Origin of the sequence: Lysinibacillus sp. NPDC056220, from assembly GCF_049315265.1 — a bacterium.
Taxonomy (GTDB): Bacteria; Bacillota; Bacilli; order Bacillales_A; family Planococcaceae; genus Lysinibacillus; species Lysinibacillus pinottii.
Genome location: NZ_JBMOXD010000003.1, coordinates 149,499 through 176,420, shown reverse-complemented (window position 1 = coordinate 176,420; position 26,922 = coordinate 149,499). Strand labels below are relative to the sequence as shown.

At 36.2% G+C, this 26,922-nt stretch carries 22 protein-coding genes; 18 read left to right on the top strand and 4 right to left on the bottom strand.

Features of this window, described 5'->3' with window-relative positions:
• Positions 1-226: 226 nt before the first annotated feature.
• The gene (locus ACOZBY_RS10925; RefSeq protein ID WP_422762321.1) at positions 227-1,135 is read right to left on the bottom strand and encodes an NlpC/P60 family protein; all 909 of its coding nucleotides are present in this window, start codon (positions 1,133-1,135) and stop codon (positions 227-229) included.
• A gap of 738 nt (positions 1,136-1,873) precedes the next feature.
• Between ACOZBY_RS10925 and ACOZBY_RS10920 the strand changes: the two genes are divergently transcribed.
• The 3 genes from ACOZBY_RS10920 (at position 1,874) to ACOZBY_RS10910 (ending at position 4,977) form a co-directional block, all read left to right on the top strand.
• Positions 1,874-2,833: a 2-hydroxyacid dehydrogenase gene (locus tag ACOZBY_RS10920; RefSeq protein WP_197148609.1), complete on the top strand. Its 960-nt coding sequence runs from the start codon at positions 1,874-1,876 to the stop codon at positions 2,831-2,833.
• 65 nt (positions 2,834-2,898) lie between these two features.
• Positions 2,899-3,282, top strand: coding sequence for a cupin domain-containing protein (locus ACOZBY_RS10915; protein ID WP_012294507.1), 384 nt, complete (start codon positions 2,899-2,901; stop codon positions 3,280-3,282).
• Between the two features lie 444 nt (positions 3,283-3,726).
• Positions 3,727-4,977 (top strand): MFS transporter, encoded by a 1,251-nt coding sequence (locus tag ACOZBY_RS10910; protein WP_012294508.1) that lies wholly within the window; start codon positions 3,727-3,729, stop codon positions 4,975-4,977.
• 251 nt (positions 4,978-5,228) lie between these two features.
• Here ACOZBY_RS10910 and ACOZBY_RS10905 read toward each other — a convergent pair whose 3' ends face one another.
• Positions 5,229-6,842, bottom strand: a complete 1,614-nt coding sequence (locus ACOZBY_RS10905) for a PucR family transcriptional regulator (protein WP_422762318.1) — start codon at positions 6,840-6,842, stop codon at positions 5,229-5,231.
• A 280-nt stretch (positions 6,843-7,122) separates the two neighbouring features.
• On the opposite strand from ACOZBY_RS10905, the gene ACOZBY_RS10900 reads away from it, so the two are divergent.
• The 10 genes from ACOZBY_RS10900 (at position 7,123) to ACOZBY_RS10855 (ending at position 17,153) form a co-directional block, all read left to right on the top strand.
• Entirely contained in the window at positions 7,123-7,224 is a 102-nt protein-coding gene (locus ACOZBY_RS10900) for a hypothetical protein (protein ID WP_422762316.1), read from the top strand.
• Positions 7,218-7,337 (top strand): L-lactate permease, encoded by a 120-nt coding sequence (locus ACOZBY_RS10895; protein WP_422762314.1) that lies wholly within the window; start codon positions 7,218-7,220, stop codon positions 7,335-7,337. The genes ACOZBY_RS10900 and ACOZBY_RS10895 overlap by 7 nt, the downstream gene beginning before the upstream one ends.
• Before the next feature lie 332 nt (positions 7,338-7,669).
• Positions 7,670-8,899: an allantoate deiminase gene (gene allC, locus ACOZBY_RS10890; RefSeq protein ID WP_012294511.1), complete on the top strand. Its 1,230-nt coding sequence runs from the start codon at positions 7,670-7,672 to the stop codon at positions 8,897-8,899.
• A 27-nt stretch (positions 8,900-8,926) separates the two neighbouring features.
• The gene (gene allE, locus ACOZBY_RS10885; RefSeq protein WP_012294512.1) at positions 8,927-9,730 is read left to right on the top strand and encodes a (S)-ureidoglycine aminohydrolase; all 804 of its coding nucleotides are present in this window, start codon (positions 8,927-8,929) and stop codon (positions 9,728-9,730) included.
• A 132-nt stretch (positions 9,731-9,862) separates the two neighbouring features.
• Positions 9,863-10,912: an ureidoglycolate dehydrogenase gene (gene allD / locus ACOZBY_RS10880; protein WP_012294513.1), complete on the top strand. Its 1,050-nt coding sequence runs from the start codon at positions 9,863-9,865 to the stop codon at positions 10,910-10,912.
• Between the two features lie 18 nt (positions 10,913-10,930).
• On the top strand, positions 10,931-12,685 hold the full coding sequence (locus tag ACOZBY_RS10875) for an acyl-CoA synthetase FdrA (protein WP_422762311.1): 1,755 nt from the start codon (positions 10,931-10,933) through the stop codon (positions 12,683-12,685).
• A complete protein-coding gene (locus ACOZBY_RS10870; protein ID WP_012294515.1) occupies positions 12,685-13,950 on the top strand; it encodes a DUF1116 domain-containing protein in 1,266 nt (421 codons plus the stop codon). The genes ACOZBY_RS10875 and ACOZBY_RS10870 overlap by 1 nt, the downstream gene beginning before the upstream one ends.
• Entirely contained in the window at positions 13,947-14,717 is a 771-nt protein-coding gene (locus ACOZBY_RS10865; RefSeq protein ID WP_422762309.1) for a DUF2877 domain-containing protein, read from the top strand. The genes ACOZBY_RS10870 and ACOZBY_RS10865 overlap by 4 nt, the downstream gene beginning before the upstream one ends.
• A 5-nt stretch (positions 14,718-14,722) precedes the next feature.
• A complete protein-coding gene (arcC, locus tag ACOZBY_RS10860; protein WP_036161696.1) occupies positions 14,723-15,655 on the top strand; it encodes a carbamate kinase in 933 nt (310 codons plus the stop codon).
• Positions 15,656-16,553: 898 nt separating this feature from the next.
• Positions 16,554-17,153, top strand: coding sequence for a nitroreductase family protein (locus ACOZBY_RS10855; RefSeq protein ID WP_325881808.1), 600 nt, complete (start codon positions 16,554-16,556; stop codon positions 17,151-17,153).
• Between the two features lie 618 nt (positions 17,154-17,771).
• On the opposite strand, the gene ACOZBY_RS10850 is transcribed toward ACOZBY_RS10855, so the two are convergent.
• Complete coding sequence (locus tag ACOZBY_RS10850; RefSeq protein ID WP_036161700.1) at positions 17,772-18,023, bottom strand: GlsB/YeaQ/YmgE family stress response membrane protein; 252 nt, start codon at positions 18,021-18,023, stop codon at positions 17,772-17,774.
• A gap of 708 nt (positions 18,024-18,731) precedes the next feature.
• Positions 18,732-19,754, bottom strand: coding sequence for an MBL fold metallo-hydrolase (locus ACOZBY_RS10845; RefSeq protein WP_036168332.1), 1,023 nt, complete (start codon positions 19,752-19,754; stop codon positions 18,732-18,734).
• 626 nt (positions 19,755-20,380) lie between these two features.
• Between ACOZBY_RS10845 and ACOZBY_RS10840 the strand changes: the two genes are divergently transcribed.
• From ACOZBY_RS10840 to ACOZBY_RS10820, 5 genes are all read left to right on the top strand, one after another.
• A complete protein-coding gene (locus tag ACOZBY_RS10840; protein WP_422762306.1) occupies positions 20,381-20,956 on the top strand; it encodes a TetR/AcrR family transcriptional regulator in 576 nt (191 codons plus the stop codon).
• 559 nt (positions 20,957-21,515) lie between these two features.
• Complete coding sequence (locus tag ACOZBY_RS10835; protein WP_036161706.1) at positions 21,516-22,082, top strand: TetR/AcrR family transcriptional regulator; 567 nt, start codon at positions 21,516-21,518, stop codon at positions 22,080-22,082.
• A gap of 57 nt (positions 22,083-22,139) precedes the next feature.
• Complete coding sequence (locus ACOZBY_RS10830; RefSeq protein ID WP_422762303.1) at positions 22,140-23,978, top strand: alpha/beta fold hydrolase; 1,839 nt, start codon at positions 22,140-22,142, stop codon at positions 23,976-23,978.
• Positions 23,979-24,506: 528 nt separating this feature from the next.
• Positions 24,507-25,283, top strand: coding sequence for a GNAT family N-acetyltransferase (locus tag ACOZBY_RS10825; RefSeq protein ID WP_031415939.1), 777 nt, complete (start codon positions 24,507-24,509; stop codon positions 25,281-25,283).
• A 631-nt stretch (positions 25,284-25,914) separates the two neighbouring features.
• Positions 25,915-26,907 carry an ABC transporter substrate-binding protein gene (locus ACOZBY_RS10820; protein WP_422762301.1) on the top strand — a complete coding sequence of 331 codons (993 nt, stop codon included), beginning with the start codon at positions 25,915-25,917 and terminating at the stop codon, positions 26,905-26,907.
• Positions 26,908-26,922 lie beyond the last annotated feature (15 nt).

Sequence of the window (26,922 nt, the reverse complement as noted above, 5' to 3'; positions counted from 1 at the left end):
AGAAACACTCAATGCTACGGCTGAAATGGTTCTCTATCTTAGTCCAGTGATACCTATTATTTCATGACCATCTAGGCGATTATCGCCTTTATTTTAACGCGATTGGTTCCCTCTAAAAAAATGGTGCAACAAAACGGTTAAAAATGCTTTGGGTTGAGGGGCGAGCGGAGAAGGGGAGCTTGACATAAAAAAATGGTGTTTCATCCATGTGAAACACCATTCCATATTATTGAGTTAATCGTTGGATAAAAGCATCTAAATGTTCGATTGTCACATAATCGTTAACACCAAATAAATTATCACCTTTACCTACCGTAATTTTATTGGATGCAAGGATGGATACATAGCTGTTAGCCCAATGAGCTCCAGGAACATCTAGAAAGTTTTCTGTTGTTCCTTGTTGTTTTAAGTGGAATGCTTCTACTAAAACTTTTGATAGTTGACCGCGTGTAATAGGTGAACCTGGATTGAATTTCCCGTTTTCATCACCAGTAAAGACACCGATTTTTTTTAGCGCTTCAGCAGCACCTGCATATTTAGACCCTGGCTTTACATCAGGAAAACTTGAATTTGTTTGACTAGTATCTAATTGTAGTTTTTTAGCTATTTTAAGAGCGACTTCTCCACGTGATGAATAAATAGTAAAGTCTATTTCAGCATCTTTTACCTCTCCATAATCCGAGAAGCTTGCAACACGTTTTGCCCCCACGTAACGAGATCCCCAATAATAAGGGTCATTGATTTTATCCATTTTAACCCCTGAACTTGTCGTAGCCGAAATAAAATTGCTGTCACCTATGTAAATGCCAACGTGTGAAACACCGCTTCCCGAAGTATTAAAAAATACAAGATCGCCAGTCTTTAAATTATCTTTTGCGATAGAAGTACCTTGTTGATATTGAGCATTCGATGTACGTTCTAATGAAATACCTACCTTAGAAAATACTAATTGTGTATAGGCTGAACAATCAATACCTGTCTTAATATCTGTGCCCCCATATTTATAAGGAGTGCCAATATATGCTTTAGCTGTATTTGTTATATCTGTATATGTAGCTGCTTGCGCATCGTGAATACCTATTCCTGTAAAGAACATAAAAGACGCAAAAATCGGTAGTAATATTTTTTTCTTCAATTAATCCTTACCCCTTTCAAAAAGCAATCGCTTTTGAACTAAAGTAAGAATATCATGAAACGGTTAAGAGTTATTTTTCAATCATATTACTGATTAACACTTTCCTATAATTCTGACATGTTATTTTTAATCATGTAATGTATCTGCAATAATTATGGTCAATTTTACTAAAAATATATGAATTAATTGGATATTTAGGGATAAAAGAGATATTAATTATATTTATGCTAAATTCCATAATCAATATCTCTTACTAGCAAAATATAAATAGTGGAGATTTAATAATGAATCTTCGTTATAAAAATAGAAAGGAGGGAATTATGGTCAATTGACTTGAATAAATGAAATCTTCATCTAGGTAAGACACTATCAGCTAAAGAATATTCAATCAGAGGCAAGTTTCCAATTTAGATAAAGCGTATTTCTAGTTATTTTAAATAGTAGCTTTAGTCAAAAACATGTAATGTCGTTTCTTTTTTTGTTTAAAGTGAACAATGTTATTTAAATGCTCCTATCCTACAATTAAATTAAGCAATTAACATAATAAAAAATAAAAAAGGAAGTGATTGAAAACGAAAATACCTGATTTTTTTGTGCAATATGTGCAAAAAATCTCAACCACCTCTTGCTGTGAAATAACAGTCTTGAAGAGATGCGAATGTCTCTTCTAGAAACCTATGGTAACTAGTTAATCAACAGACGTATTAGTAAAAAAATAATAGGAAGGAATTGATTGAAATGTTAGTCAAATTATTAGAACCATTAAATGTTTCAGATTCGATCATTGAAAAATTAGCGGAGCCAATCAAACAGGCCGGACACGAATTTGTTTATTACAACAAGAAAACAACGGATAGTGCAGAATTAGCAAAACGTAGTGAAGGTGCAGATGTGATTATGATTGCTAATAATCCTTATCCTACAGAAGTGATTGATCAAAATGCCAATTTAAAATTAATAAATGTAGCCTTTACAGGTGTTGATCATGTAGGTATCGGGCAAGCGAGAAATCAAGATGTTATGATATGTAATGCAGCTGGATATGCGAATCAAGCAGTTGCTGAATTAACAATTGGTTTAGTATTAGATGTGTACCGCCGTATCTCTCAGGGTAATAAAGAAATCCATGCCGATCATTTCCCAGGAGCATTCCAAGGTAGTGAAATTAAAGGGAAAACAGTTGGTTTGATTGGTACAGGAAAGATTGGCATGATGACTGCTCGTTTGTTTAAAGCATTTGGCGCAAAAATAGTAGCTTCAGACCAATCTAGAAGAAATCCAGAAGCTGAAGCTTTGGGTATCGAGTACATGGAATTAGATGAGTTATTAGCACAATCAGATATTGTGTCATTACATATACCACTACTTTCAAGTACAAAAGGATTAATCTCTAAAGAAAAATTAGAATTAATGAAAGAATCAGCTATTCTAATCAACTGTGCACGAGGTCCAATTGTTGATAATGATGCATTAGCCGATGCTTTAAATGAAGGGCGAATTGCAGGAGCGGGAATTGACGTATTTGATATGGAACCGCCAATTCCTGGAGACTATAAACTATTACAAGCCAAAAATGTTATTTTAACACCCCATGTAGGCTTCCTTACAAATGAGGCAATGGAACTACGTGCTAAAATTGCATTTGATAACACCATGGCTTTTTTAGAGGGAAAACCTCAAAATATTATTCGCAGATAATCATTTTCTAATAAACGCTAAATGACGTGGGTATAGTTTGAAATTCGAAACAAGGAGAAAATACTATGACATTAAAACAATTAGCAAGAGAAGATTTAAAAAATCGTATTTTCCATTGGCCTGATATTCAAGAGTTTAGAGAAGAAGAAGCGACAAAACATATTTTTTATGAAACACCTAATACTGTTGGAGCTATATGGTGTATGCGTCCAGGGCAAACTTTGCCACTTCACTCACACGAGAAAGCGGATGATATATGGGTTGTTATTGAAGGGACAGCTGATTATTATCCAGAATGTGGTGAAATGGTTCAAATTAAAGCTGGTGATGTTGTCGTTTCACGTGCAGGAGAAAAGCACGGAATGACTAATAATTCTAGTAGAGATTTCGTCATGTTAGGGTTCGCAGGTCCCACACCAATAGGCTTTATTGCGCATAAACATCATTAAATTAACGATCACGTCTGTTGATTAACTAGTTTTCATAGTAAAAAGATTCCTCCTTGATGATCCATTATCTACAAGGTGGAATCTTTTCTGCGATCACAAAGGACTGTCACATGAGAAAAATTCCATTTTACAAAATAGGATTTGAGCAAAAATGTTTGCACGAGGATGGCGATCAGTCCGATTACCTATAGGGTAGTCGGGCTTATTTTTGTTGATTCGAGCCGAGAAAAGTTTGTAGATACAAAAGCACTGAGGAGGAATCGGTAAATAAGAATGCCATAAGTCATGCATTTATAAACAATTCAAACATTGGCTTTTGTCTAAAATGTGCAATGCTGGTTCTGTTTTTGTTAAAAGTGAACAATGTTATTTACGTACTCATCACCTAAAATTAAATTAAGCACTACATAAGTAAAAAAAAAAGAAAAATGGGAGTGTCATATTATGGGACAAACAGTTAAGAATGACCCGAATTATTACAAAAAAATCATTTTTACTCTGTGTTTAGGTTGGGTAGCTATTTGGATTTATCGTACAATACTTACACCAATATATCCACAAATTCAAGAATCGCTTGGTAATATTAGCGATACTCAAGTAGGACTTATTGCTTCTATTTATTTCTTTGCCTATACGGGTATGCAAATTCCATCAGGAATACTCGTTGATAAATTTGGACAAAAACGAGTATTGATCCCTGCGTTTATCATATTTGCATTAGCAGCATTCGTCATTGGATCAAGCACGACAATCACTCAAGTTTATGTAGGCGCCTTAATGGCAGGTCTTTCGACTGGCTCATACTATGGTGCGGCCTTCTCTTTATCCGCTAAATATATGCCAAAAGATAAGAAAAGCTTTTCTAATGCGATCATCAACAGTGGTTCGGCATTAGGGATGGTTATTGGTCTAGTAGGCTCATCTGTATTAGTAGGTGGCCTTGAAATCCAATGGAATTACATGCTTTATATGATAGCAGTCTTAATTGTAGCTGTAACATTTGTGTTTATCTTATTTGTTAAACAAGACAAAAAAGCTACAAACGAAACATCCGAAGATAAAATAACAGCTCAAGCCACAGTATCTCAAGGCGTAGAATTATTCTCGATAAAAAAATTAGTTATTTACTTCGTCTATTTTGCAACATGTTATGGTTATTACATGATAGTGACATGGTTACCATCATTCCTTGTCGGAGAAAAAGGATTTGAACAAGGTTCAGTAGGATATGTAGCTGCTTTAGTTGCAGTCACAGCAGTACCTGGTGCATTGATATTTTCTAAGTATATTGATAAAAATGCACATATGCGTCAGAAATTAATAATCTTCTTGTTAATTGGGGCAGCCGTAACTATTAGTTTAACCGTATTTGCACCTAACCCTTCTGTCCTCTATGCAGCATTAATTTTATACGGTTTATTAGGTAAACTTGCCATTGATCCAGTTTTAATCACATATGTAACGGATTCAGTACCTTCCAACAGCATGGCCAAAGCACTAGGTATCTTTAACTTCTTTGGAATGACTTCATCAGTTATTGCACCAACTCTTACAGGTTATATTGGTGATATCACTGGTTCAAAAGTATTAGCATTCTATATTGCAGCAATACTTCTTGCAGCAGCAGCGATTTTATTCTTCCTGGTCGTGATGTTGAAAGAGAAGAAAGCAACCCATCCCCTAACTAATGAATAAAGTAAAGCTACCTATTAGCGGAGATTTAATACATCTCCCGCTGATAGGTAGTTTTGTTATTGCTGCCTAAAAGCGACGATGCTCGTGGAACCGTTGTGAAAGCAGCTTCATTTAAATGTGGATTCAATCGAATAAGCGTGTCGGTTTATTGATAATAGCTTGAGTAGGAGCTGCTACATTGAATGGTAAAATAGGTAAAAAGAATCCCGCTAAAAAGCATTCATAACAGCTTTTTAGCGGGATTTTTAAGTTTAAAAATTTACTTTCTCTGAGGCAAATAATGCTAATCGTAGATCCAATGAAATATCAGGCGATTCGATAGACTGACCTAAAATCTCTTCACATTTTTTAATACGATATTTTACTGTATTCCGATGAATAAATATATCTTCAGAGGTCTTTGTCAGATCACAATGATTCGCCAAATAGATTTTCAATGTATGCTTTAGTTCTTTTTCTTTTGTCGATTTTGGATAGGCTAATGAACCTAGTGTATACGTGATAAACGGTTTTAATTTATTGGCTGGAATGAGTTGTAACAATTCTTCTACACTTTTAGATTTATAGAGTTCAATAAATTCCACTTTACTACTTTCAGACTTATGATCAAAAGCTTCATTCGCTTCAAAATAAGAGAGTGGTAACTGTGAGAATTCAGTCACTTCATTACCAATACCGAATGACAGTGTACTATTAAAAAGTTTATGATACTCTTTTTGGATATATTTGCAGTAATCTAAATAATATTGATGTTTAGTTTGTAATAGGATCGTAAATCGATGATTACCTGGAGACCTATAAACACTGATAGAAGGATCAATGTCAGTAAATTTATGTGTTAGCCACTCAAAAGTCATTTGATAACGTTCATTCAAATAGATATTATTTTCCACATCCCTTTCTTGATCAATCGCACAAACGATTACTTGATAGAAATTGGATGGGTGAATATGGTGCTTTTTTAAAAACTCAGGGTGCTGTTTGACTGAAATAAGATTATCAGGATGCTCAGACATCAATGTTTCGAAAAATCGGTTGACATCTTGTTGTTCTGCTTCTTTGATTTTACTGTTTTTATAAATGGCGAGACTGAGTGTATTGACGGCTTGTTCTATGGCAAGCAAACTAAATGGATAGGTGAGCGTATTAACATTTGAAACCATCAAATAATACGGGAAATATTTAAATGCTGGAACTTCAAATATAATATGCTCCTCTTGGAAAGATGCTTTATTATTAGGTGAAATTTGCTTGGAATTAACACATCTTTTGAAGTAACTAAGATTTTTTTGAATTTGCTCTGATTGTTCTTGGAAGTGATGGCTCATCGTTTTAATTTGATGAAAAGGATTTAAGAGCATCACAGGGACTCTAAGAAGTCTGCTCATTCGTTCAATCATCATTTCCAAGCTCAAACCTCTCATCAGCATGGTATTTAATTCTTGTTGGATATCTAATGCAAAATATAACTTTTCAGTTTCTTCATCCAAGATATAGGATGATATATGATGTGTAATGGATCCGAGATTCCAACTATCAGGGATTCTAATAATGGGGAATTTTAACTTGTTTGCAAATTCTATTACTTCATCATCAATTTTTTCTAAAAAACGCGATAATTTAACGCCTATGCCAGCAACTTGTATATCATTTAATTCTAGAATGAGATCCTTTAATCCGGATTGGTCGTGTTGATAACACATACCCGTAGTGACGATAAATGAATGAGGTGCTGTGAAATTTTTAATATCTGGTGTTTCCGTAATATCGACCATTTCTACTTCTCTATCTAAATCTCCCTCTTCATTTAATAATGTTAAATCAGAAAATTGTTGGACAGACATGATTTCTTTTAATGTTGTCATAAGGATCATCTCCTTTATATTTGTTAGAAAAAGACCAAAATAATAAGAAATATATTTGTAAAACGCTACAAGGATAACCTATCACTCTGATTGTATACTATTTTTGAAGGTTAATATACGTATAATTCTTTATTTCGAAATAGTAAAGGAGGAATCTTACAATCGTACTTGTAATGACTTTTGCCAATCTTTCTGACTTCTCTGGGCTTAGCACTTCTCTAGCACCCGACCTGCCAAAACGGATGAATTCTTCCCATTTGTTAGTCCAGTATTTGGATGGATGGGTGTCTTTCTAACGGAATCGGTTGTAAATAATCATGCACTATTCGAAAGCTTACAGGCAGTTACTGGGACGCAGATTGGCATCTCGCGTTCATGCTAATAGCAGCTAACACTGCTGGGGGAAGCAAAGCAAAAGTGATTTCTACACAATCTATCCCGATTGCAGCAGCAGCCTTTCATCAAACCGGGGATGAGTCAGAAACCTTTCAATAGCCAATACGATATAACTGGCTTGCTCCTATTTGTAAGGTTCATGATTTATCCTTTAATCATTTTAATAGGGACTATACCACATAGATTTACTATATGGTTTTTGTTTTTTAGTAAGGATAGAATGGATGATTTACTCCACTCATACCCCGTCTTAAAGCCTTTCCATAATCGATAGCAAAAAGCGTTCTTTTTTACTCCGAGCTACTTGCTCCTTATCCATATCTATTTGTCTAAAGTGCATAAAAAGACTATCCATTATTGTTCATTGTGTCAATGAATGGTTATGGGGGAGGACCTATAATAAAAGTGTAGAAGGAAGGAGTGAAAGAGGTATGGATATTCAATCAACTTTTGAAATGTTAGATAAGAAATTTACAGGTTTTGGTGGCTTAGAACAAGGTGGAATTACACGCCTTTTATATTCTCAAGAATGGAATGATGCAGTTCGTGAACTGGAAAAAACATTCAAAGAAGAAGGATTAGAAGCAAGCTTTGACGATATCGGGAACTTAACTGGGCGTCTGGTTGGCAGTAAATATCCGGAAGAAACCATTTTAACAGGATCACATATCGACACAGTAGTTGAAGGCGGTCATCTAGATGGCCAATTCGGTATCTTAGCTGCACTAGTGGCTGTGAAATATTTAAAAGCTAAACACGGCCAACCACTACGCTCATTAGAAGTATTATCTCTTGCAGAAGAAGAAGGCAGTCGATTCCCTTACACATTCTGGGGTAGCAAAAACTTCTTTAACTTAGCTAAAAAATCGGATGTTGACACAATTGCAGATGCTGAGGGCATTAAGTTCGAAGACGCGATGCGTAAATCAGGCTTTGATTATCGTAAAACTACTGACGTTCGTAATGACATCAAAGCATTTGTTGAAATTCATATTGAACAAGGCAAAGTGCTAGAGACAGAAAACAAAACAATCGGTGTTGTTAATGGCATCGTTGGTCAAAAACGCTTCACGATCAATTTAAAAGGTGAAGCAAACCACGCTGGTACTACGCCAATGTCATTACGTCGCGATACAGTTGTTGCCTATAGTGAAATTGTCTCAAATTTAACAAAACGTGCTAGAGAAATTGGGGAACCACTTGTATTAACGTTTGGTCATATCACACTTGTACCAAACACAGTAAATGTAGTTCCTGGTGAAATTACGTTCTCAGTAGACTGTCGTCATATTGATCAGCAAATATTAAATGATTTTGCAGTAGAAATCGAAGACAAAATTAAATTAGTCGCTGAAGCAAATAGCATGACTTATGACATTAATTTATGGATGGATGAAGCACCAACATTGATGGACAAAAAAATTGTTCAAATCATTGAACAAGCAGCAAAGAACAATGTAGGGAATCAATATAAAGTGATGCCATCTGGTGCAGGACATGACTCACAAATCTTTGCACAATATGTTCCAACGGCAATGTTATTTGTACCTTCTATTGGTGGAATTAGTCACAACATTAGTGAAGAGACGAAGATAGAAGACCTTGTTAAAGGTATTGAAGTATTAAGTGATGTACTTTATGAACTAGCATACAAAGAATAAAAATAATGAAAAAGGAGCCAGATACTTATGGGTTACTTAAATCAAGTTCAAGGATACAGAGAAGGTTTATTAGAAACACGTTCTGTCATTAAAAAAGACAATTATGCGGTAATCACACCAGATGGCCTAGTTAATAATGTTGTACCTGGCTTCAAAGATTGTGACGTCACAATTTTAGGGTCCCCGCGTTTAGGTGCAAGATTTGTAGATTACTTAGTAACAGTAAAAAACCAAGGTGGAAACAAAGCGGGCTTCGCTGGTGATGGTATTCAATCTTTTGTATACGTTGTTTATGGCAAAATCAATGCTTTTGCAGATGGTAAAAAATACGAATTAACTGAAGGTGGGTATTTATATGTGCCTCCTCACTTACAGTTAACTTTTGAAAATAATAATAACGGTGAAGATAGCCGTTTATTCTTATACAAAAAACGTTATCAACCTCTTAAAGGACAACCTCTTAAAGGGTTTACGCCAGAAGTCGTTACAGGTAATGTGCACGACATCGAACAAGAGGCATATGAAGGTATGAAAGAAGTATTAATTCAAGACTTATTACCAAAAGAAATTGGCTATGATATGAACATTCATATTCTTTCATTCAAACCAGGTGCTTCACATGGTTACATTGAAACACACGTTCAAGAACACGGCGCTTATGTTTTAAGCGGGCGAGGCATGTACAACTTAGACAATGAATGGATGCCGGTTGATAAAGGTGATTATATCTTTATGGGCGCTTATGTACCACAAGCAACCTATGCAATTGGTTTAGATGAACCATTCTCATACATTTATTCTAAAGATGCAAATAGAGATATTGATTTATAAAAAGGGAGTCTATTATCTCCGATAGTGAACCAAAGATAAATTAGGCATCTTAGTTACAAAAAAATTTCTAAAATAAAATTCTGATTATTCAGAATGTGAAACAAAATATTAATTAAATGAGGAGTAAACAAGATGCGTGTATCTAAAGAAGAACTATTTAATTTAATGAAGCAAAAGTTTATAAAAGCTGGATTAAATGAAGGAGCGGCACATGATGTTGCAGACGTATTAACATACGCTGATCATAGAGGTATTCATTCACATGGTGCTGTACGTGTTGAATACTATTCTGAACGAATTGCAAAAGGCGGGATTACAAACAATCCCAACTACACATTTGAACAAACAGGACCAGCATCTGCGATCTTTAATGGGGATAATGGTCCAGGTCACCAAATAGCAAAACAAGCGATGGAAAAAGCGATTGAAATGGCTAAAAAATCAGGTGTTGCCGTTGTTGGTATGAAAAATATCTCACATAGTGGTGCTTTAGGTTACTTTGTTGAAATGGCAGCAGAACAAGATATGGTTGCTCTAAGTATGTGTCAATCAGATCCAATGGTCGTACCGTTTGGCGGAACTGAACCTTATTTTGGGACAAACCCAATTGCTTATAGTGCACCATCTGCTGATGACCGCATCATTACATTTGATATGGCGACTACTGTCCAAGCATGGGGCAAAATCTTAGATGCAAGAAGTAAAAATGCATCGATTCCAGACACATGGGCTGTGGATGCTACTGGTGCACCTACAACGAATGCAAGAGATGTTCATGCACTCCTACCAATTGCAGGTCCAAAAGGATACGGCTTGATGATGATGGTAGATATTTTATCAGGTAGTCTTCTAGGAGTCCCACATGGTATCCATGTATCTTCTATGTATCAAGACTTAACTAAAGGACGCGATTTAGGTCAAATTCATATCGTCATTAACCCTGCCTATTTCACAGATTTGGATGCTTTCAAGCTACAAATTACAACTATGCTCAATGAATTAAAAGCACAGCCTGCGGCAGAGGGCTATGGAGAAATTTATTATCCAGGTGAACGCGGTATATTAAGAAGTAAGGAATATGATAAGGAAGGTATTGAAATCGTAGACGACATTTACAACTATCTTGTGTCAGACGACGTTCATTACGATCGTTATCATGGAAAAAATAGATTTGCAGAATAATAAAATTGGAGGTTCATCATGTTATACACAATTATAAAAGAAAACACTTATAAAGACTCCATCGTGTTAATGCTTTTATCCAACAAGTTGTCTGCAATTGATGGTGTAAACAAAGTATCGATCATGATGGGAACACCAGCGAATAAGGACATTTTTAAATCTTCTGGCTTAGGCACGGATGAATTAGAAAAAGCAAAGCCAAATGATATCGTCATCGTTGTAGATACAGAGCAGGAAGAAAAAGTAGACGAAGTGAAAGAAGAAGTAGAAATCGCTTTAAAAGGTGATTCAGATTCACAAAATACGTCTAAAGGTCAAGAAGCTCATAACTGGAAACGTGCAATGGAGCTTGCGAACAATCCAAATTTAGCGTTAATTTCAATTCCTGGTCAATATGCCGCAATGGAAGCGGAAAACGCATTGAACGAAGGTTTACATGTGTTCATGTTTAGTGACAATGTTTCGAAAGAAGACGAAGTGAAACTAAAACAAAAAGCGCATGAAAAAGGGTTATTAGTGATGGGTCCAGACTGTGGTACTGCCCTTATTCACGGTGTCCCCATTGCTTTTACAAATAACGTCAACGAAGGCGATATCGGTATTGTTGGGGCATCAGGTACAGGGATTCAAGAAGTCACTACAATTATTGACCGTTATGGTAAAGGTGTTACAAATGCTCTTGGAACAGGTGGACGTGATTTATCGACGGAGGTTGGTGCTATCACGATGTTAGATAGCATCAAAGCGTTAAATCAAGATCCAAAAGTAAAAGTCATTACAGTGATCTCCAAACCACCTGCAGAGGAAGTACAACGCAAAGTATTAAACTTATTAAGAAATATTGATAAACCAGTGGTTACGCTATTTTTAGGTGACAAACCTTCCTATCAAGAAGAGAACATCTATCATGCTTATACACTTGAAGAAGCAGCAGTTGTAGCTGTCCAATTATCAAATGGTGATAAACCGAATTTTGAACCGACAACAGCTGATGTTAACGTTGTATTAAAAGAATCACAAGTTGGTATTAAAGGTTATTATTCAGGTGGTACATTAGCATCTGAAGCGGCTATGCTAGTGAGAGATGCTTTTAAAGATACAATGACTGAAGAGAAAAGCGAAAGCTATGTTTTAAAAACAAACACTCATGAAATCATTGATTTAGGTGATGATGTTTATACAAAAGGTAAACCACATCCGATGATTGACCCTGAAAAACGTATCGAAATGCTTGAAAAATCTATGAATGACCCTGATACTGCAGTCATTATGATTGATAACGTAATCGGTAACGGTGGTCATGAAGATATGGCTAGTGAGCTAGCACCAACCATCAAACGTATTTTGGATAATGCACGTCAAGAAGGTCGTCAGCTTGCAGTGCTTGCAACGGTTGTAGGTACAGCACAGGATATTCAAGGTTACGATAAACAAATTACCATTTTAAAAGAGAGTGGTGCAATTATTTGTAAAACCAATGATCAAATGGTCCGCACAGCTATCCAACTTGTAGGTGGTAAAGTGGAACAACCAATTACTGATGTACAAAAATTTGACTATACAGAAGAAAGCTTAGTAGTGGATGAGAAAATCATGTCCTTCATCAATATGAAACCTAGCGTTATCAATATTGGGCTAAAAAGCTTTACGGAAGCTGTTCAAAACAGTGGCTCAGAGTGTGTTCAATTTAACTGGCGCCCAATTGCTGGTGGCGATGAGAAGTTAATGAAAGTACTTCAATTCTTAAACTATTATGAAGGAGGCACAATCTAATGGGATACAAAACAATAAATGAAGCGAACGAAGCCGTTATCCAAAAGATCATAGCAGCAGCACCATTTTTAACGGATGTTGTACCTGCTAAATCTGTGATTCCTGAATTAGAAGAGTACGTGTTATTACATGCTGGACCTCCAATTAAATATGAAAACATGACAGACCCAATGCAAGGTTCCTGTGTTGGCGCAATCCTTTTTGAAGGATGGGCAGAAGACGAAAAGAATGCACGTGAATTACTTGAAAACGATAAAATCAAATTCATTCCATGTCATCATGTGAATGCGGTTGGACCAATGGGTGGTATTACTTCACCTAACATGCCAGTCCTTGTTGTTATTAACAAGGAGAGTGGTAACGAAGCGTATTGTCAAATGAACGAAGGGATTGGCGCAGTATTACGTTTCGGCGCTTATAATGAGCAAGTCATCAATCGTTTACACTGGATGAAAGATGTATTAGGTCCCGTATTAAGTAAAGCCTTAAAAAGAATTGATGGAGGCTTGAACGTCAACGTATTGATTGCTAAAGCTATTGCTATGGGAGATGAGTTCCACCAGCGAAATATTGCAGCTTCACTTGCATTTTTAAAAGAACTATCTCCAGTAATTGCTTCATTAGATGACGTTGAAAAAGATCAACGTACAGAAGTAATCCAATTCTTAGCTGACACAGACCAATTTTTCTTAAATATTGCTATGGCGACTGGCAAAGCGATGATGGATGCAGCACGGACAATCGAACACGGTACAGTTGTTACCGCAATGTGCCGAAACGGTGAAAACTTTGGTATTCGTATTGCTGGTATGGGAGACGAATGGTTTACTGGTCCTGTTAATACCCCGCAAGGATTATATTTCACTGGTTACTCAGCAGAAGATGCCAACACAGATATCGGTGATTCAGCGATTACAGAAACAATTGGTGTCGGAGGTATGGCGATGATTGCAGCACCTGCCGTAACACGCTTTGTTGGTTCGGGTGGATTTAATGATGCGCTTGAAACAAGTAATCAAATGACTGAAATCTGTATTAGCGAAAATCCAAACTTTGTTATCCCAACTTGGGACTTTAAAGGCGCATGCTTAGGTATCGATGCACGGAAAGTTGTTGAAACAGGGATCACACCAGTTATCAACACTGGTATTGCCCATAAAATTGCGGGGTACGGACAAATTGGTGCCGGTACAGTACATCCGCCAATCGAATGTTTTGAGAAAGCTATCACAGCATATGCTGAAAAGCTAGGATTTAAAGGATGATTTTACAAGCAAGTGCGGTTGGTTCAATCGCACTTCAATTATTGAATGAAGGAAAAACCTTTACCGTGCACAGTATGTTTGAAAAAGGTTTAAATATGGTTGATCAAGATGGAGAATTGATATTTGTTGGTACCGATGAAAATGGGACATTTCCGTTCGGGATCTTGCTTGATCCTCAAACGAGACAAACAGTAAAAACCAATATTAAGGTAGGCGATACATTAATATTTCGGAATAATCGTCTTTTTCATAACCGCTTCGAAATGGTGTTTAATATAAAAATACTACCGTTATATATGGATTTTGAACATGCAAATATAAATAAATTGAAAGAAAATTTTAAATACATTTCATTTACATCCTATGAATCATCAAATTTTGAACGAGCACGTGTATTATCCTTAATTAATCAATTACAAGATCCAACCCAAAATCTTGACGAGACATTCCGTTACTTTATTGGGCGTGGACAAGGTTTAACACCAACTGGTGATGATATACTAGTCGGCATATTGTACGGACATTTTATTAAAAATTTTATCGAACCTAAACATCTAGAAACACTAAAAGCTCTAATCAAGGAACCTTTAACAACCATTGTCAGTAAGCGTTTCTTAACCTGTGCTATAGACGGTGTATTTAGTTCGAAGATTACAGCATTGCAACATGATCCATCTTTAGAAAGCATGAACAGGCTTATAAAAGTAGGGTCATCATCTGGAATGGATACGTTATATGGCATTTACTTGTCATTAACTAAGGAGTGAAAGAAATGGGGAAAAGTGTAGTTATTGCTTTAGGTGGTAATGCTATTTTACAGCCGAAACAAGAAGCAACTTATGATAATCAATTCAAAAATGTAGTGTCGGCAACAGGCCATATGGTAGAAATTCGAGAAGCGGGTCATAACATCGTCATTACACATGGTAATGGTCCGCAAGTGGGGAATATCATTGCCCAAAATGAAGCTGCGAAAAATGTAGTCGAACCACTACCAATTCATGTTTGCAACGCAGAATCACAAGGTTTCATTGGTTATATGATGGAAACAGCTTTAAAAAACCATATGAAAGAACGTGGCATAGCTACAAATGTAGTGACATTGCTAACGATGGTTGAAGTCGACAAGGATGATCAAGCTTTTAAAAATCCGACTAAACCAATCGGTGTATTTTTTTCAGAAGAAGAAGCGCATCGTTTAGAAGAACAAGGCTTTACTATGGCAGAAGATGCTGGGCGAGGATATAGACGAGTTGTCCCTTCACCAGAACCAAAAGTGATTCATGGTATCGATGAAATTAAACGTTTACTTGATGAAACGATTGTTATTTCATCTGGTGGTGGCGGTATACCTGTATATCGTGAAGACAGTGGTCAATTACATGGTATTGAAGCAGTCATTGACAAAGACCGTTCAGGATTAAAGCTAGCACAACAAGTGAATGCAGAAGTTTTCATGATGCTAACAGATGTACCAAATGTCTATATTAATTTCGGTAAAGAAAATGAGCAAAAGCTAAGCCACATTACTGTAGCAGAAGCTGAACAGTATGTTAAAGAAGGACAATTCCCGGCAGGCAGTATGTTACCAAAAATGCAAGCAGCTATAGAATTCGCAAAATTAGGGAAAGAGTCAATCATTTGTTCAATCGATCAAGCAGTAGCTGCATTAGATGGAAAAGCAGGTACACGTATTACAAAATAAGTTTAAAGAATGGTTCAATAACCATCATCCATTAAGTTTGCAACGTCATGAAGTGAGGAATCACGGACTATTGACGTTGCAAACTTTTTTTCATTTGTGGAATTAGTGTGAAAAAGGAGTTTGAGACATTAACTGTTTAGCAAGAGGCTTAAGTAGTACAGGTACATTTTATGTCCATTACTCTAATATCTTTGCTGCCATTGAAGTGGAGGACCTGTCTTACTAAATTTTTATTAATTATTGGTTTAGTTGGTAGCCAGGAGCCATTTTTCCCCTTTCGTACTCGTCAATAACAGGAGGAAGGTAAATTCCGGAGTATCATCACATACTTTTAGGTAGTGCTGGAAAACGAGAAGGCGAAACAAGTAGTTTTGTTGAGGAAAAGATGAGGAAATTATGGCTGTTATATAGATTTTAGAATAAGACTTTAAGAGATATAGTAAATCAGTAATTTTTCGCACATTCCTTTATAAAACGAAATGGTTTTAACAGAGTTAAACTTTGAGGTCTTATTTATATACCGAAAAAAATTAACTTTTCTTAAGCTATCGTTATTTAACGATTAATCATTATTGATGAGATGGACTAGGAGTAACAACTTTCACAGAACATCTATTGTACTGTTGATTTTTTATTAAACAAAATGATTGAATCTTTTCTCCAATTTACCCCTGAATATTCTTACTTTTGTTTGGGTAATATATTTTTGAACATTAAACGTGATTATATAACTTTCAATTCTTTTTTGATTTAAAAGTAGGAGTGACGGACAAGTCCAGTTTGTTTTACTTGGTGGAGGTCTTAGAAATAAAATGGCCATTTGAAAATTTTAAAAAAGTTTTGGTAAGTAAAAATCTCGAAGCGCCAGGTACAATTTAAATTTCAGGAGGAAAAAATGATGACAAAAGATTTCTACACTACACTTAAAGAAAGACGTTCTTACTACGGAATTAGTAAAGAGGTAAAAATATCGGATGAAAGAATTAAAGAAATTGTAGAATTTGCTGTGAAATATACTCCGTCAGCATTTAATTCCCAAACAGCGCGTATTGTTGTATTATCTGGTGACGCACATAATAAATTATGGGACATCACTACTGAAACATTAAGAAAAGTAGTAGGCGATCAAGATTTTTCAGGAACTCAACAAAAAATGGATTCCTTTAAGGCAGGTTATGGCACAGTATTATTCTTTGAAGATCAGGCTGTAGTTAGATCGCTTCAGGAGCAATTTGCACCCTATGCTGAGAACTTTCCAATTTGGTCAAATCAAGCATCAGGTATGCATCAATTGGTCGTATGGGCAGGTTTGGAAGCAGAAGGATTAGGAGCTTCTTTACAACATTATAATCCACTAATTGATGATGAAGTGAAAAAAGAATGGAATATACCTGAAAATTGGAAACTTATTGCACAAATGCCCTTCGGTAACCCAACGGTAACACCAGGTGAAAAAGATTTCCGACCGCTTGAAGAGCGAATGAAATTTATCAAATAATTAATTACAATATACCCCAAATGTTTCAAACCCGTACCGTCATTCATGGTAAGGGCTATGTTGTGAAAACGAGTATGGTAAAATTACAACATCTACAATCAAATATATAAACGAATGGGAGAGCCTGTTTTGGGTTCTCCTTTTTAAGAATCTGGTGTTAAAAAAGAACGAAAGTCCCCCTGTAGGTATCTATTGGAAAGGGGAGCTTTAAAGTTCTTAATCCTTGATATAGCCGGCGGGATACTTTGCGGAAATGAAACGATATGTATACATCAACTAATCAGGTTCCATTTTTTATTTTCTCCATATAATTAATTGGAGAAGGAGAGGATGTTAAAATGTTGGAGAGTGAAAGATTAGTTTAGTTAATTAGACAGAAGATGATATTAGTGTTTCAGAGAGCTTGCTAAATAATCCTATATGGTAAGGCACATAGTAAATGGAGAAGTTCGTGATAAAGAACAAATTCATAAATTAGCATCAAAGTAAAAACGGTCCTCCACAGATAAGTTTGTGGAGGACCGCCTTTTTATTATAAACAAAGTCACCATTTATAGTCGGTTACATGTGATTCATTTAACCGACTATAAATAAAACTAAACGAAGTAATTTAGCGTACTACGCTTGACGCAATGATTTCATTATTAAGCTTACAATGAACACTAGTATAATGGCTCCAATGAGAGCAGGGAAGATGTAGAAATCAGAAATTTTAGGACCCCAACTTCCTAGAAGCATCCCACCAATCCAAGCACCGATAATCCCTGCAATAATATTACCAATAATGCCACCTGGAATATCTTTTCCTAAAATTATTCCTGCAAGCCAACCGATAATCCCGCCGATTATTAAAAACCAAATAAAACTCATACTATCCATCTCCTATTTTGTATTTTAAGTATTTCGCTACAGTGTTATATAACCCTTATGAACACCTTTCAAACTATAAGGAGAAAAAAATTAAAATTGGTCTTATGTTTAAAGAAGAACTTATGTTCAACAATCGGGCGCAATTGATGAACAACATAGATATTGCTTAATAAGACTCTCTTTTGGTGAACTTATTTTCAGAAGAGAGTCTTTTCATTTATCATGGAATATGGATTTATGAGATTTTCTAATCAAACTTTCTCCTAAAGCCACAAATTATTCTGGTGGATATTAATACGTTTTTAGGAGAGTGTGATATTTTTTACCTCAGGCCCATAAGATATTTCATTGGTCATTCGTTCCTTCTCTAGTGACGAGGGGGTACAACCAGTTTCTGCAAGTGTAATTGCTACGGAACACCTGAATGCAGAAATTCCAAGAGAGTTAACAGAAGTGAAATCTATCCACTTTAGGTGTTGTTTTGCATTTTACATATAAAAAAGCTATCCAAGGGGGATAGCTTTTTTATATGTAATTCCGAGAAGTCTAAAGCTTCCTCCTTTAATCTTAATCATACTGGTAATTGCCTCGTAATCAGAAAAATTTTCAAGCTTTATAGAAATGCCTAACAGTGAGACAGGTAGTTAGTTCCTTGAATTAGTTGTGGTAAGAGATGTACGAATCCAATCGCCTCTGCAGATGTATACTCTATTCCTGCCACACGCTCATAGGGTCCCATGGCTTAATTCGATTGCCATATTTCTCGGATAAAAAAGCTTTCATGTCTTCCAGTTTTGTAGGAACCTCGTTCCAATTTGGAAGAGATGGCAACCCGCGTTTGCTTTTTAAGAGAATATCTACCGTAACATATAAACGTTCTGGCTGAATCCAATGAAGGAAGCGAGAAATATCGATTTCCTTAGTTAGGGACAAGGAATCAATCTCGTCATTGTAATGCTTGTTGAACTCGCTTATCACGTTCAAGAGGTAGTCTCTCTGTTCCTTCACGAAATCCAGGCCGCATATGGCGCCATGCCCTGGAACAACGATTTCAGGTTGAATGTCATCAATAATGCGATCAAGTACTTTAATCCAGTTGAGGGTTCCTTCTTCACTGTATGCCGTACAACCGTTAAACACGACATCGCCGGCGAACAGCACTTTTTCTTTTGGCATCCACAACAGCAAGTCACTGTCAGAGTGGGCCGGAGCTACATTGTAAATCATAACTTCAGTATCGCCAAGCCGTATGTTAATATCGTCCTTTAACTCTATATTCGGGTGCACCCATTCTACGCCCTCCAGGTCGAATCCTTCAAATTCCGCTGCAAAAAACTGCTCTCCCTGAGTCGATTCTGGAGAATGTTTCCCTCTTTTGATGACGCTATCCATCCAGGCTATATTTTCAGAAAGACGCTCCCTGGCCGCTTCCTTGTGCATAATAATGCAGGCTTCTTCAAACACTTTGTTCCCCCAAGTATGGTCGCTGTTATAGTGCGAGTTCACCACGTAGGCGGGAGAGCCGCCATTGCTTACTTCCTTAAAAGCCTCTCGCATTTCTTGCGCATGGAACAGATCAAAGAACGTGTCATACACCAGACCTTCGCCTTTGTTGATAAACCCAGCATTGGCCCAACTGATACCACGATACGGCGAAATACCGGCAAAGACGCCATCTGCGACTTCAAAAAATTTAACCCGAGGTTTTTGGATAATACTTTTATACTGCATAACAATTCCCCTTTACATATATGTTTATTGAGGTTAGTCACCCTATATCTTTATTATAGAGAATGGAAAACAAAAAGCAAGCGAGCACTTGCGTGCATTCATTCTATTATGTAATATGATAATAACTGAACAACACCACACTACATGGATGGAGGCGCTACAAACATGAAACTGGTAACCTTTCAAATCGAAACTTCGAAAGGAGATTTTTTGGGCTTGTCATTAATGAGAAATTTGTCGTGTCTTTTGCCGCAATCATGAAAAAGCAAGGGACATTCGTTGACAGTCTGAAAAGTATGGACAGCTATCCACAACATTTGCTACTGCCGCTAAGGAGCTCATGCAATACGCTGTTAGACAGCCGCATCAATTCAATGAAAATGAAATCTGTCCAATTACAGGGGTAAAACTGCTGCCGCCGATTCCGAACCCGGCTGCACTTATTGATTTCGGGATGACGCCAAGACATCTGAGAAATGCTGGCGTAAATCTGCTGAAAAGAGAACACACATGAGCGAAAAGAGAGGAGTTTAAATAAACGTTTACGAAGATGATGAACCCCGACCCTATTGTCTATGTATAACTTGTTGTATAATGGGTTTAACATATGCAAAAGGAGTAATACAATGCATACTTCAGACAGAATCATTGAGGCCGCGACACGGCTCATAAAAAAGAATGGCTATCGGGGAGTAAGCACTAAAGCCATAGCAGCGGAAGCTACAGTCAATGAATCTACAATTTTCCGGCACTTTGGAAGCAAGCAAGGCATACTGGAAGCCATCATTGAAAGGCATTCGGATATCCCACAATTTGAGAAGCTGTTAATGGAGGAAGCGACCGATAATCCGGAAGTTGATCTGCTGAATGTAAGCCAGCAGTACCGCTTGTTTTTCCATAAAAATAAGGATATTATTTTGATTGGCATCCGCGAAAAAGGCATATTTCCTGAATTAGACAGAGTGCTGGCAGAACCACCAGTGAAGCTGCACTCTTTGCTCGTTGAATATTTTGAACGACTGCAGAAGAAAAAAATCATAGCCAGTCATGATGCGCGTCTTGCCGCCATGTCTTTTCTCTCGACGTGCTACGGCTTTCAGATGAGCGAGCTGATTCACCAGCAATATCAGTCTCACTTCGTCACCGAGGAAGAGTTCTACAAGTACATTGTCTTATCGTTCGTTAAAGCAATATTGTCTTAGTCATAAAAAGGCTGTAGCCGTTTATACGAAATCTTATGGGTATGCTTCACTTGATGAAATAAAAGAAGGTATATTCCAAAGTGTAATTAATAAAATTCAATAGATATCAAATTTTAATTATCTAGTGTATTAAAGAATTTTCTGAAGTCGAAATAAAATTACATTATAAAAACATGAGACAAATAATAACATCTTTGGTTGAAATACAGGGTAATGCATCTTATCAATTCAACGTCTATAGGTAGTTGCATTGTAGAAATAAGTTAATGTATTAAGGAACAATAAAGTCATAAAAATTATTAAAGAAAGCTGCTGTCTGTATTTTACAGTCGGCAGCTTTTTCAAAATCTGTTTTTTGAAGAAATTAAGGCGACAGTCACCAATAATAAATCTATTAAATAAAACTCCACAACAAGCTTCCCCCAAAAAAATGAAATTATTAGCAGTAAAATCAATTAAAGTATAGCTTTTTTAATCAATTTTTTTATTAAACTAACAAAAATACTTGCAATACGCATTGTAGTACTGTACAGTACTAATTATGACAAAGGTAAAATTAATGAATCAAAAACGTGTGATTGAAGTCGCTGCAACATTATTTTTAGAAAAAGGGTTTGCTTATACTAGCATGGATGAATTAGTTCGTGTAAGCAAAGTTTCAAAGTCTAATGTGTATTATCACTTTTCTAATAAGGAAGAATTGTTGGAAGGGGTCGTGGATTATTGGATTGAAATGTATCAATCTGCAATTGATGACTTACTATCTCAAAACCAATTATTAGTTGAAGATCGTATCCAACTGTTTTTAAAGCAATTATCACAAGGAGTTCAGACGAGGGAATATAAGGGGAGCTGTCCGTTTATTACGCTCTATATTCAAAGTCCAACAAATGCCACTAAAGTAAAAGAGAAAATAGGTCTTTTTTTTCAAGGATTACAAACGAAAGTTTCTCTATTACTTAAACAAGGGGTAGAGAATGGTGAATTTAGAAAGACAATTAATATTGACGAGGTTGCATCTCTTTTTATTACAAATCTTGAAGGAGCGCTATTTATTTCAGAAACACTGGAGGATGCAACTGTAATTATGAAAACAGCAGATCATTTTTTTAACTTGCTTCGATAAAAGAAGCATTTTTTTTACATCAAATTAGTACTGATTAGTACTACAAGGAGGATTTTTATGAAAACAGTATTTTTAACGGGTGGAACAGGTTTTATAGGAAAGCAATTAGTGAAGGAATTAGTCAAAGAGCATGTTAAAATTCTTCTATTAGTGAGATCGAAAAGTAAAGCAACACGCATTTATCAAGAAAGAGGCATCTTAAAAGAGGCAGTTATGCACTTTATTGAAGGTGATTTGACAAAAATAGACTTAGGTCTAAGTGCTGAAGATAAGGAGTTGGTATTGAAAACGGATGTAATTATTCACGCAGGAGGCCCTATGGATATTCAATCGACAAGCAAAGAGGCATCTTCCGTCTTTTTAAATGGCGCCAAACATATTAGTGAATTCGCTAAAAACATTCATCAATTGAAGGGCTTGCAACAATTTATTCATGTTGTAGGCTATATGAGTCCCTTTGATGATAAAAATAGCAAGATTGCAATTGATGTGTTTAAAGAAGGAAACAATTATTTAAAAATAAAAAATCCATATGAGAAAACAAAATTTTTAGCAGATCTTTATATCCGTCAGCAGGCATCAGCAGTAGGTTACCCGCTGTCTGTCATTAATCCGCCAACTGTGGTCGGTAGTAGTAAAACAGGGAGTACAGAGCAGATAGCAGGATTAGGTTTGCTTGTGACAAGTATGCGAAGAGGGCTCATGCCAGTGATTCCTGGTGGTAAGGGATATAGGTTGCCACTGATTTCAAACGATGAGTTTGCGAAGTTTATTGTGCAGGTTTTCAAATTGGAGCAGCCGGCTATTCAAACATATACACTTGTTGAAGACAAAGAGAACGATCCGAACATTGCTGAATTATTAAGTGTTATGTCGGAAAGTATGAATATGAGGGCACCAAAAATCTCTGTTCCCATGCCGCTTATGAAAACAATAATGAATAGTGGCGTAAGCAAAATAACCCAAATTCCTGCTGATGGGCTGAACTTTATTACAAATCGAACATTTTCAAATGGTTCAGCGAAAAAGATTATGGGAGAAGATTGGTTTAAGGAGACTAATGTAATGAAATTTTTCCCAGCCGTAGTAGCTGATCTGGATTATCGATTGATGTATCAAAATGGTGAGCATCATCATTTATTTGAGCGAACATTATGCGACAACAATACCCTTTACCAATTACAAGGAGAGGGTAAACCGTTTATTTTATTACATGGTTTATTAAGTGATGGAGAGGATTTATTTCCTTTAGGGAAAGAGCTTCATGAAAAAACGGGTCGACCTGTATGGATTATGGACCTTCCAGGTTTGGGACGTTCTCCTTTTAAACGAGAGAAAAATCTTTTAAATATCTATTTGAATGTATTGAGAAAGTTATTGGAGAAAGCTACTAGTGGTGCCCATCTAATTGGCCATTCGTTTGGTGCGTATATGCTGCTGAAAGCATTAGAACAAAAGTACATAGATAAGAAGTATACAATTACTTTACTTCAGCCACCTGTTGCTAAAAAAAATACTAAATCGATAAATGTTCCTCAATTTATGAACAAATGGACATTGAAATTGGCAACTACTAATTTGATAGAGCGTTATTTATTAAGTAATGGTTTATTTGAAAGTACGGAGAGCATCCCTGAACATTATATTGAGAAACTAAGTAACAGTTTTACTTCTCCTAGAATATTAAATACTACGGTTCAGCTTAATAGTTTACTATTGAAAAACGTTCAAGGTGATTTCAATGAAGTAACAAAGGTTAATCTTCACATTATTTGGGGGGATTATGACAGAGGCTATTCGGCTCCTTCACATCTTGGTAAGATTGATTTTGTTCCATATGGTCATCATTTTCCTCTTAACCATCCAAGTGAAACGGCTAATCTGATAATAAAATAGGAATACTAGTAGATGAACGAGTGGGATTAATGAAATAAAGTCGTCCTGTTGAAAACTAATGTTTAGTATCCTTTACAGGTAGAAGTGAAAATTGCTGATAGAATACAGTCGAAAAGTATACACCTAACCAGTTGTCGGAATTTATTTGACGACTGGTTATTTAGTATTGTTCTGCAGAAGAATTGTACTTTTTCTTTTTGGGGGATTTTATAGTGTATGAAGTCTATCATTTATCAGTGTATATTTTGGAAAAATCTGATAAAATAATGTTCATAAGAAGGAGGCGGTATATTATGAAAATCGCGAACAAATTTAACGGGGTGCATCTTTTTTAAGGGATGAGCGTATAAATCATCTTTAAACACTGAAGGGAAATTAGTGATTATTAGAGACTATGAGTTAATGATAAGACTGGTTGGGTTAGATGCCGAACACTTGCGTTTTTACGATAATTGGTACTAATCAATAGATTAATTAATGGAAAAATATTCAATAGAAAAAAATTTAATACATATAGGAGGGTCGCTCATGGATAAAAATGAATTAATATCACTATTCCACAAAGAACTTCGACAAGAGGCTCACGTACAAGGTTACATAAGAGAGGAAACAGAGCATGTCGTGCGCCACATTTCACAGTTTGGTGAAAAAGGGTTCATTATCTCATCTAATGTAACCGAAGGCAATGTAAGAGAAATTATTAAGAACGAGTTAAACTATTTTAGTAACTTTGAGCAGGATTTTGAGTGGAAAGTGTATAGCTACGACAAGCCTGATAGTTTAAAAGATATTCTTAAACAAGAAGGATTCACAATAGAGGATCCTGAAGCACTAATGGTCCTGAAGTTAGATAATCAGCATCCCTTGCTTATTCATGACCAACACATCGACATTAAGGAAATAACGGATGAACAAGGTATTCAAGACATTATTGTTCTAGAAGATACCATCTGGAATGCATCGCACGCTGAGCTGGGAGAAAGACTTTGGAGAGATAAACAGAATAATCCTGACTCCCTATACCTTTATGGAATTTATGAAGATGGTCTGCTTGTAAGTGCTGCTTGGATGTACTTAGAGAAAAACTCCTCCTTTGCTAGCTTATGGGGAGGTTCAACGCTACCGTTGTCCCGAGGAAAAGGTTATTATACAGCACTTTTAGCTACTCGAGCAAAAAAGGCTTATGAAAATGGGCATCCTTTCCTTACTGTTGACGCCAGTCCAATGAGTAGACCTATCCTAGAAAAGTGCGGTTTTCTATGTCTTGCATACTCTTATGGCTGCCAATCACCTTCTACTAAGTAGTAGAGCCAAATAGAAGCCCATGTTTTATTCCGTTAAAGGGCGCTATTATTGAACAACATAGCTGGAAAATAATCAAACTTTTTTATAAAAATCTTATACTTATATAAAAGGAGTAACTCCATTTTGAACAAACTTTATTCAAAATGGAGTTTTTGAAGTTGCTATTAGATAAGGATTGAGGGATATTTTTAATCAATCTTTATTCCAAAACTACAGTAATATCGATAAAAGGATAAACAAATCCTCATTCCGATGGATTGTTTATCGGAGTTGAAAAAAGAAATTTTCAAATATTGTCACGATAAAGACGGGCGCAGAACTTACACGCTTATAAATTATGCTACGTTCGTGGAGCTCGCTGGAGAAATCAAATAGATAGCTAATCGACAGCTTGTTGATATGAAAAGAAATCACTAAAATGGTTTCTTTTTTCTATAGCGAGATAATCCTTATGCTTCTTCACTAAACATGAAGATAAAAAACCAAATGGCTTTCATAATCCTGATTATTGACATTTATCCAAATAAATTATTGCGTTTTTTTCATTGTTTCGCCCTTTCATAACATCTATAATAACCCTGTAAATGATAATCACTTTCAATTAAGGGTAAATCGGAAAGGGGTAACAAATATGAAGCAGTATATAGAAAAACGAATTATGCTATGGGGGAGTTTCCTCCTGTTGCTAGTGGTATTAGTGGCATGTAGTTCTAGTAGCAAAACATCTGATGCGAAGGAAAAGGAAAACGAGAAAACAGCTCAATCTGATGTGCAAGCAGAGAAAAGTGAGACAACTGTTCCATATACAACGATTACAGGTGAACAGATTGAAATACCTGCAGATCCAAAACGAGTTGTTTATATTGGTCAGACAGTTGGTGATTTCTTGGCGATGGATATTCCGGTTGTTGGTAATAATCTTCCCAAAGATTCTCCAAGTTACTATGAAGGCAAACTTGAAGGAATCATTGATATTGGAAACCCTGCTGACTTAGAGACGATTCTGACTTTAAAACCTGATCTTATTATTAATGGCTATTACAAGGCGGATCCAAATCTTAACGAAGAATTGTCAAAAATTGCTACTACGATTCCCTTTAACCCTGCTCTTCCTTATACAGAACGAGTAAAAGAGATGGGGAATATCCTAGGTAAGCAGGAAGAAGTAGCTCAATTGCTTGCTACGTATGAAACAAAATCTAATGAAATGTTTGATAAGTTTCATTTAACAAAAAGAGAGACCGCAACAGTTTTCTATCAGCTAGGTAAGACGCTTTATGTTATGGGGGATCGTAGCCTAGGTGCTATTATTTATGGAAAAAATGGCTTTGCCGTCCCATCAGCAGTACAAAAAAATATTATTGATGTAGAAGGGGTATCTTTCCTTGAGGTTTCCGAAGAGGTGCTTCCTGAGTTTGCTGGTGATCATTTGTTTGTAATTGTACAAGAGGATAGTGAAAGTGAAGCAGAAGCTGATCGGCTGCTACAAAGCCCGATATGGGGAACTTTGCCTGCGGTCAAAAAGGGAACAGTTTATGTTGTTCCTAATGAATGGAATACAGATAATTTATTAGCTTTGGAGCAATTATTCCAAAAGCTACCAGAGTGGATACGCAAACAGTAAAAATTGTATCCGTCC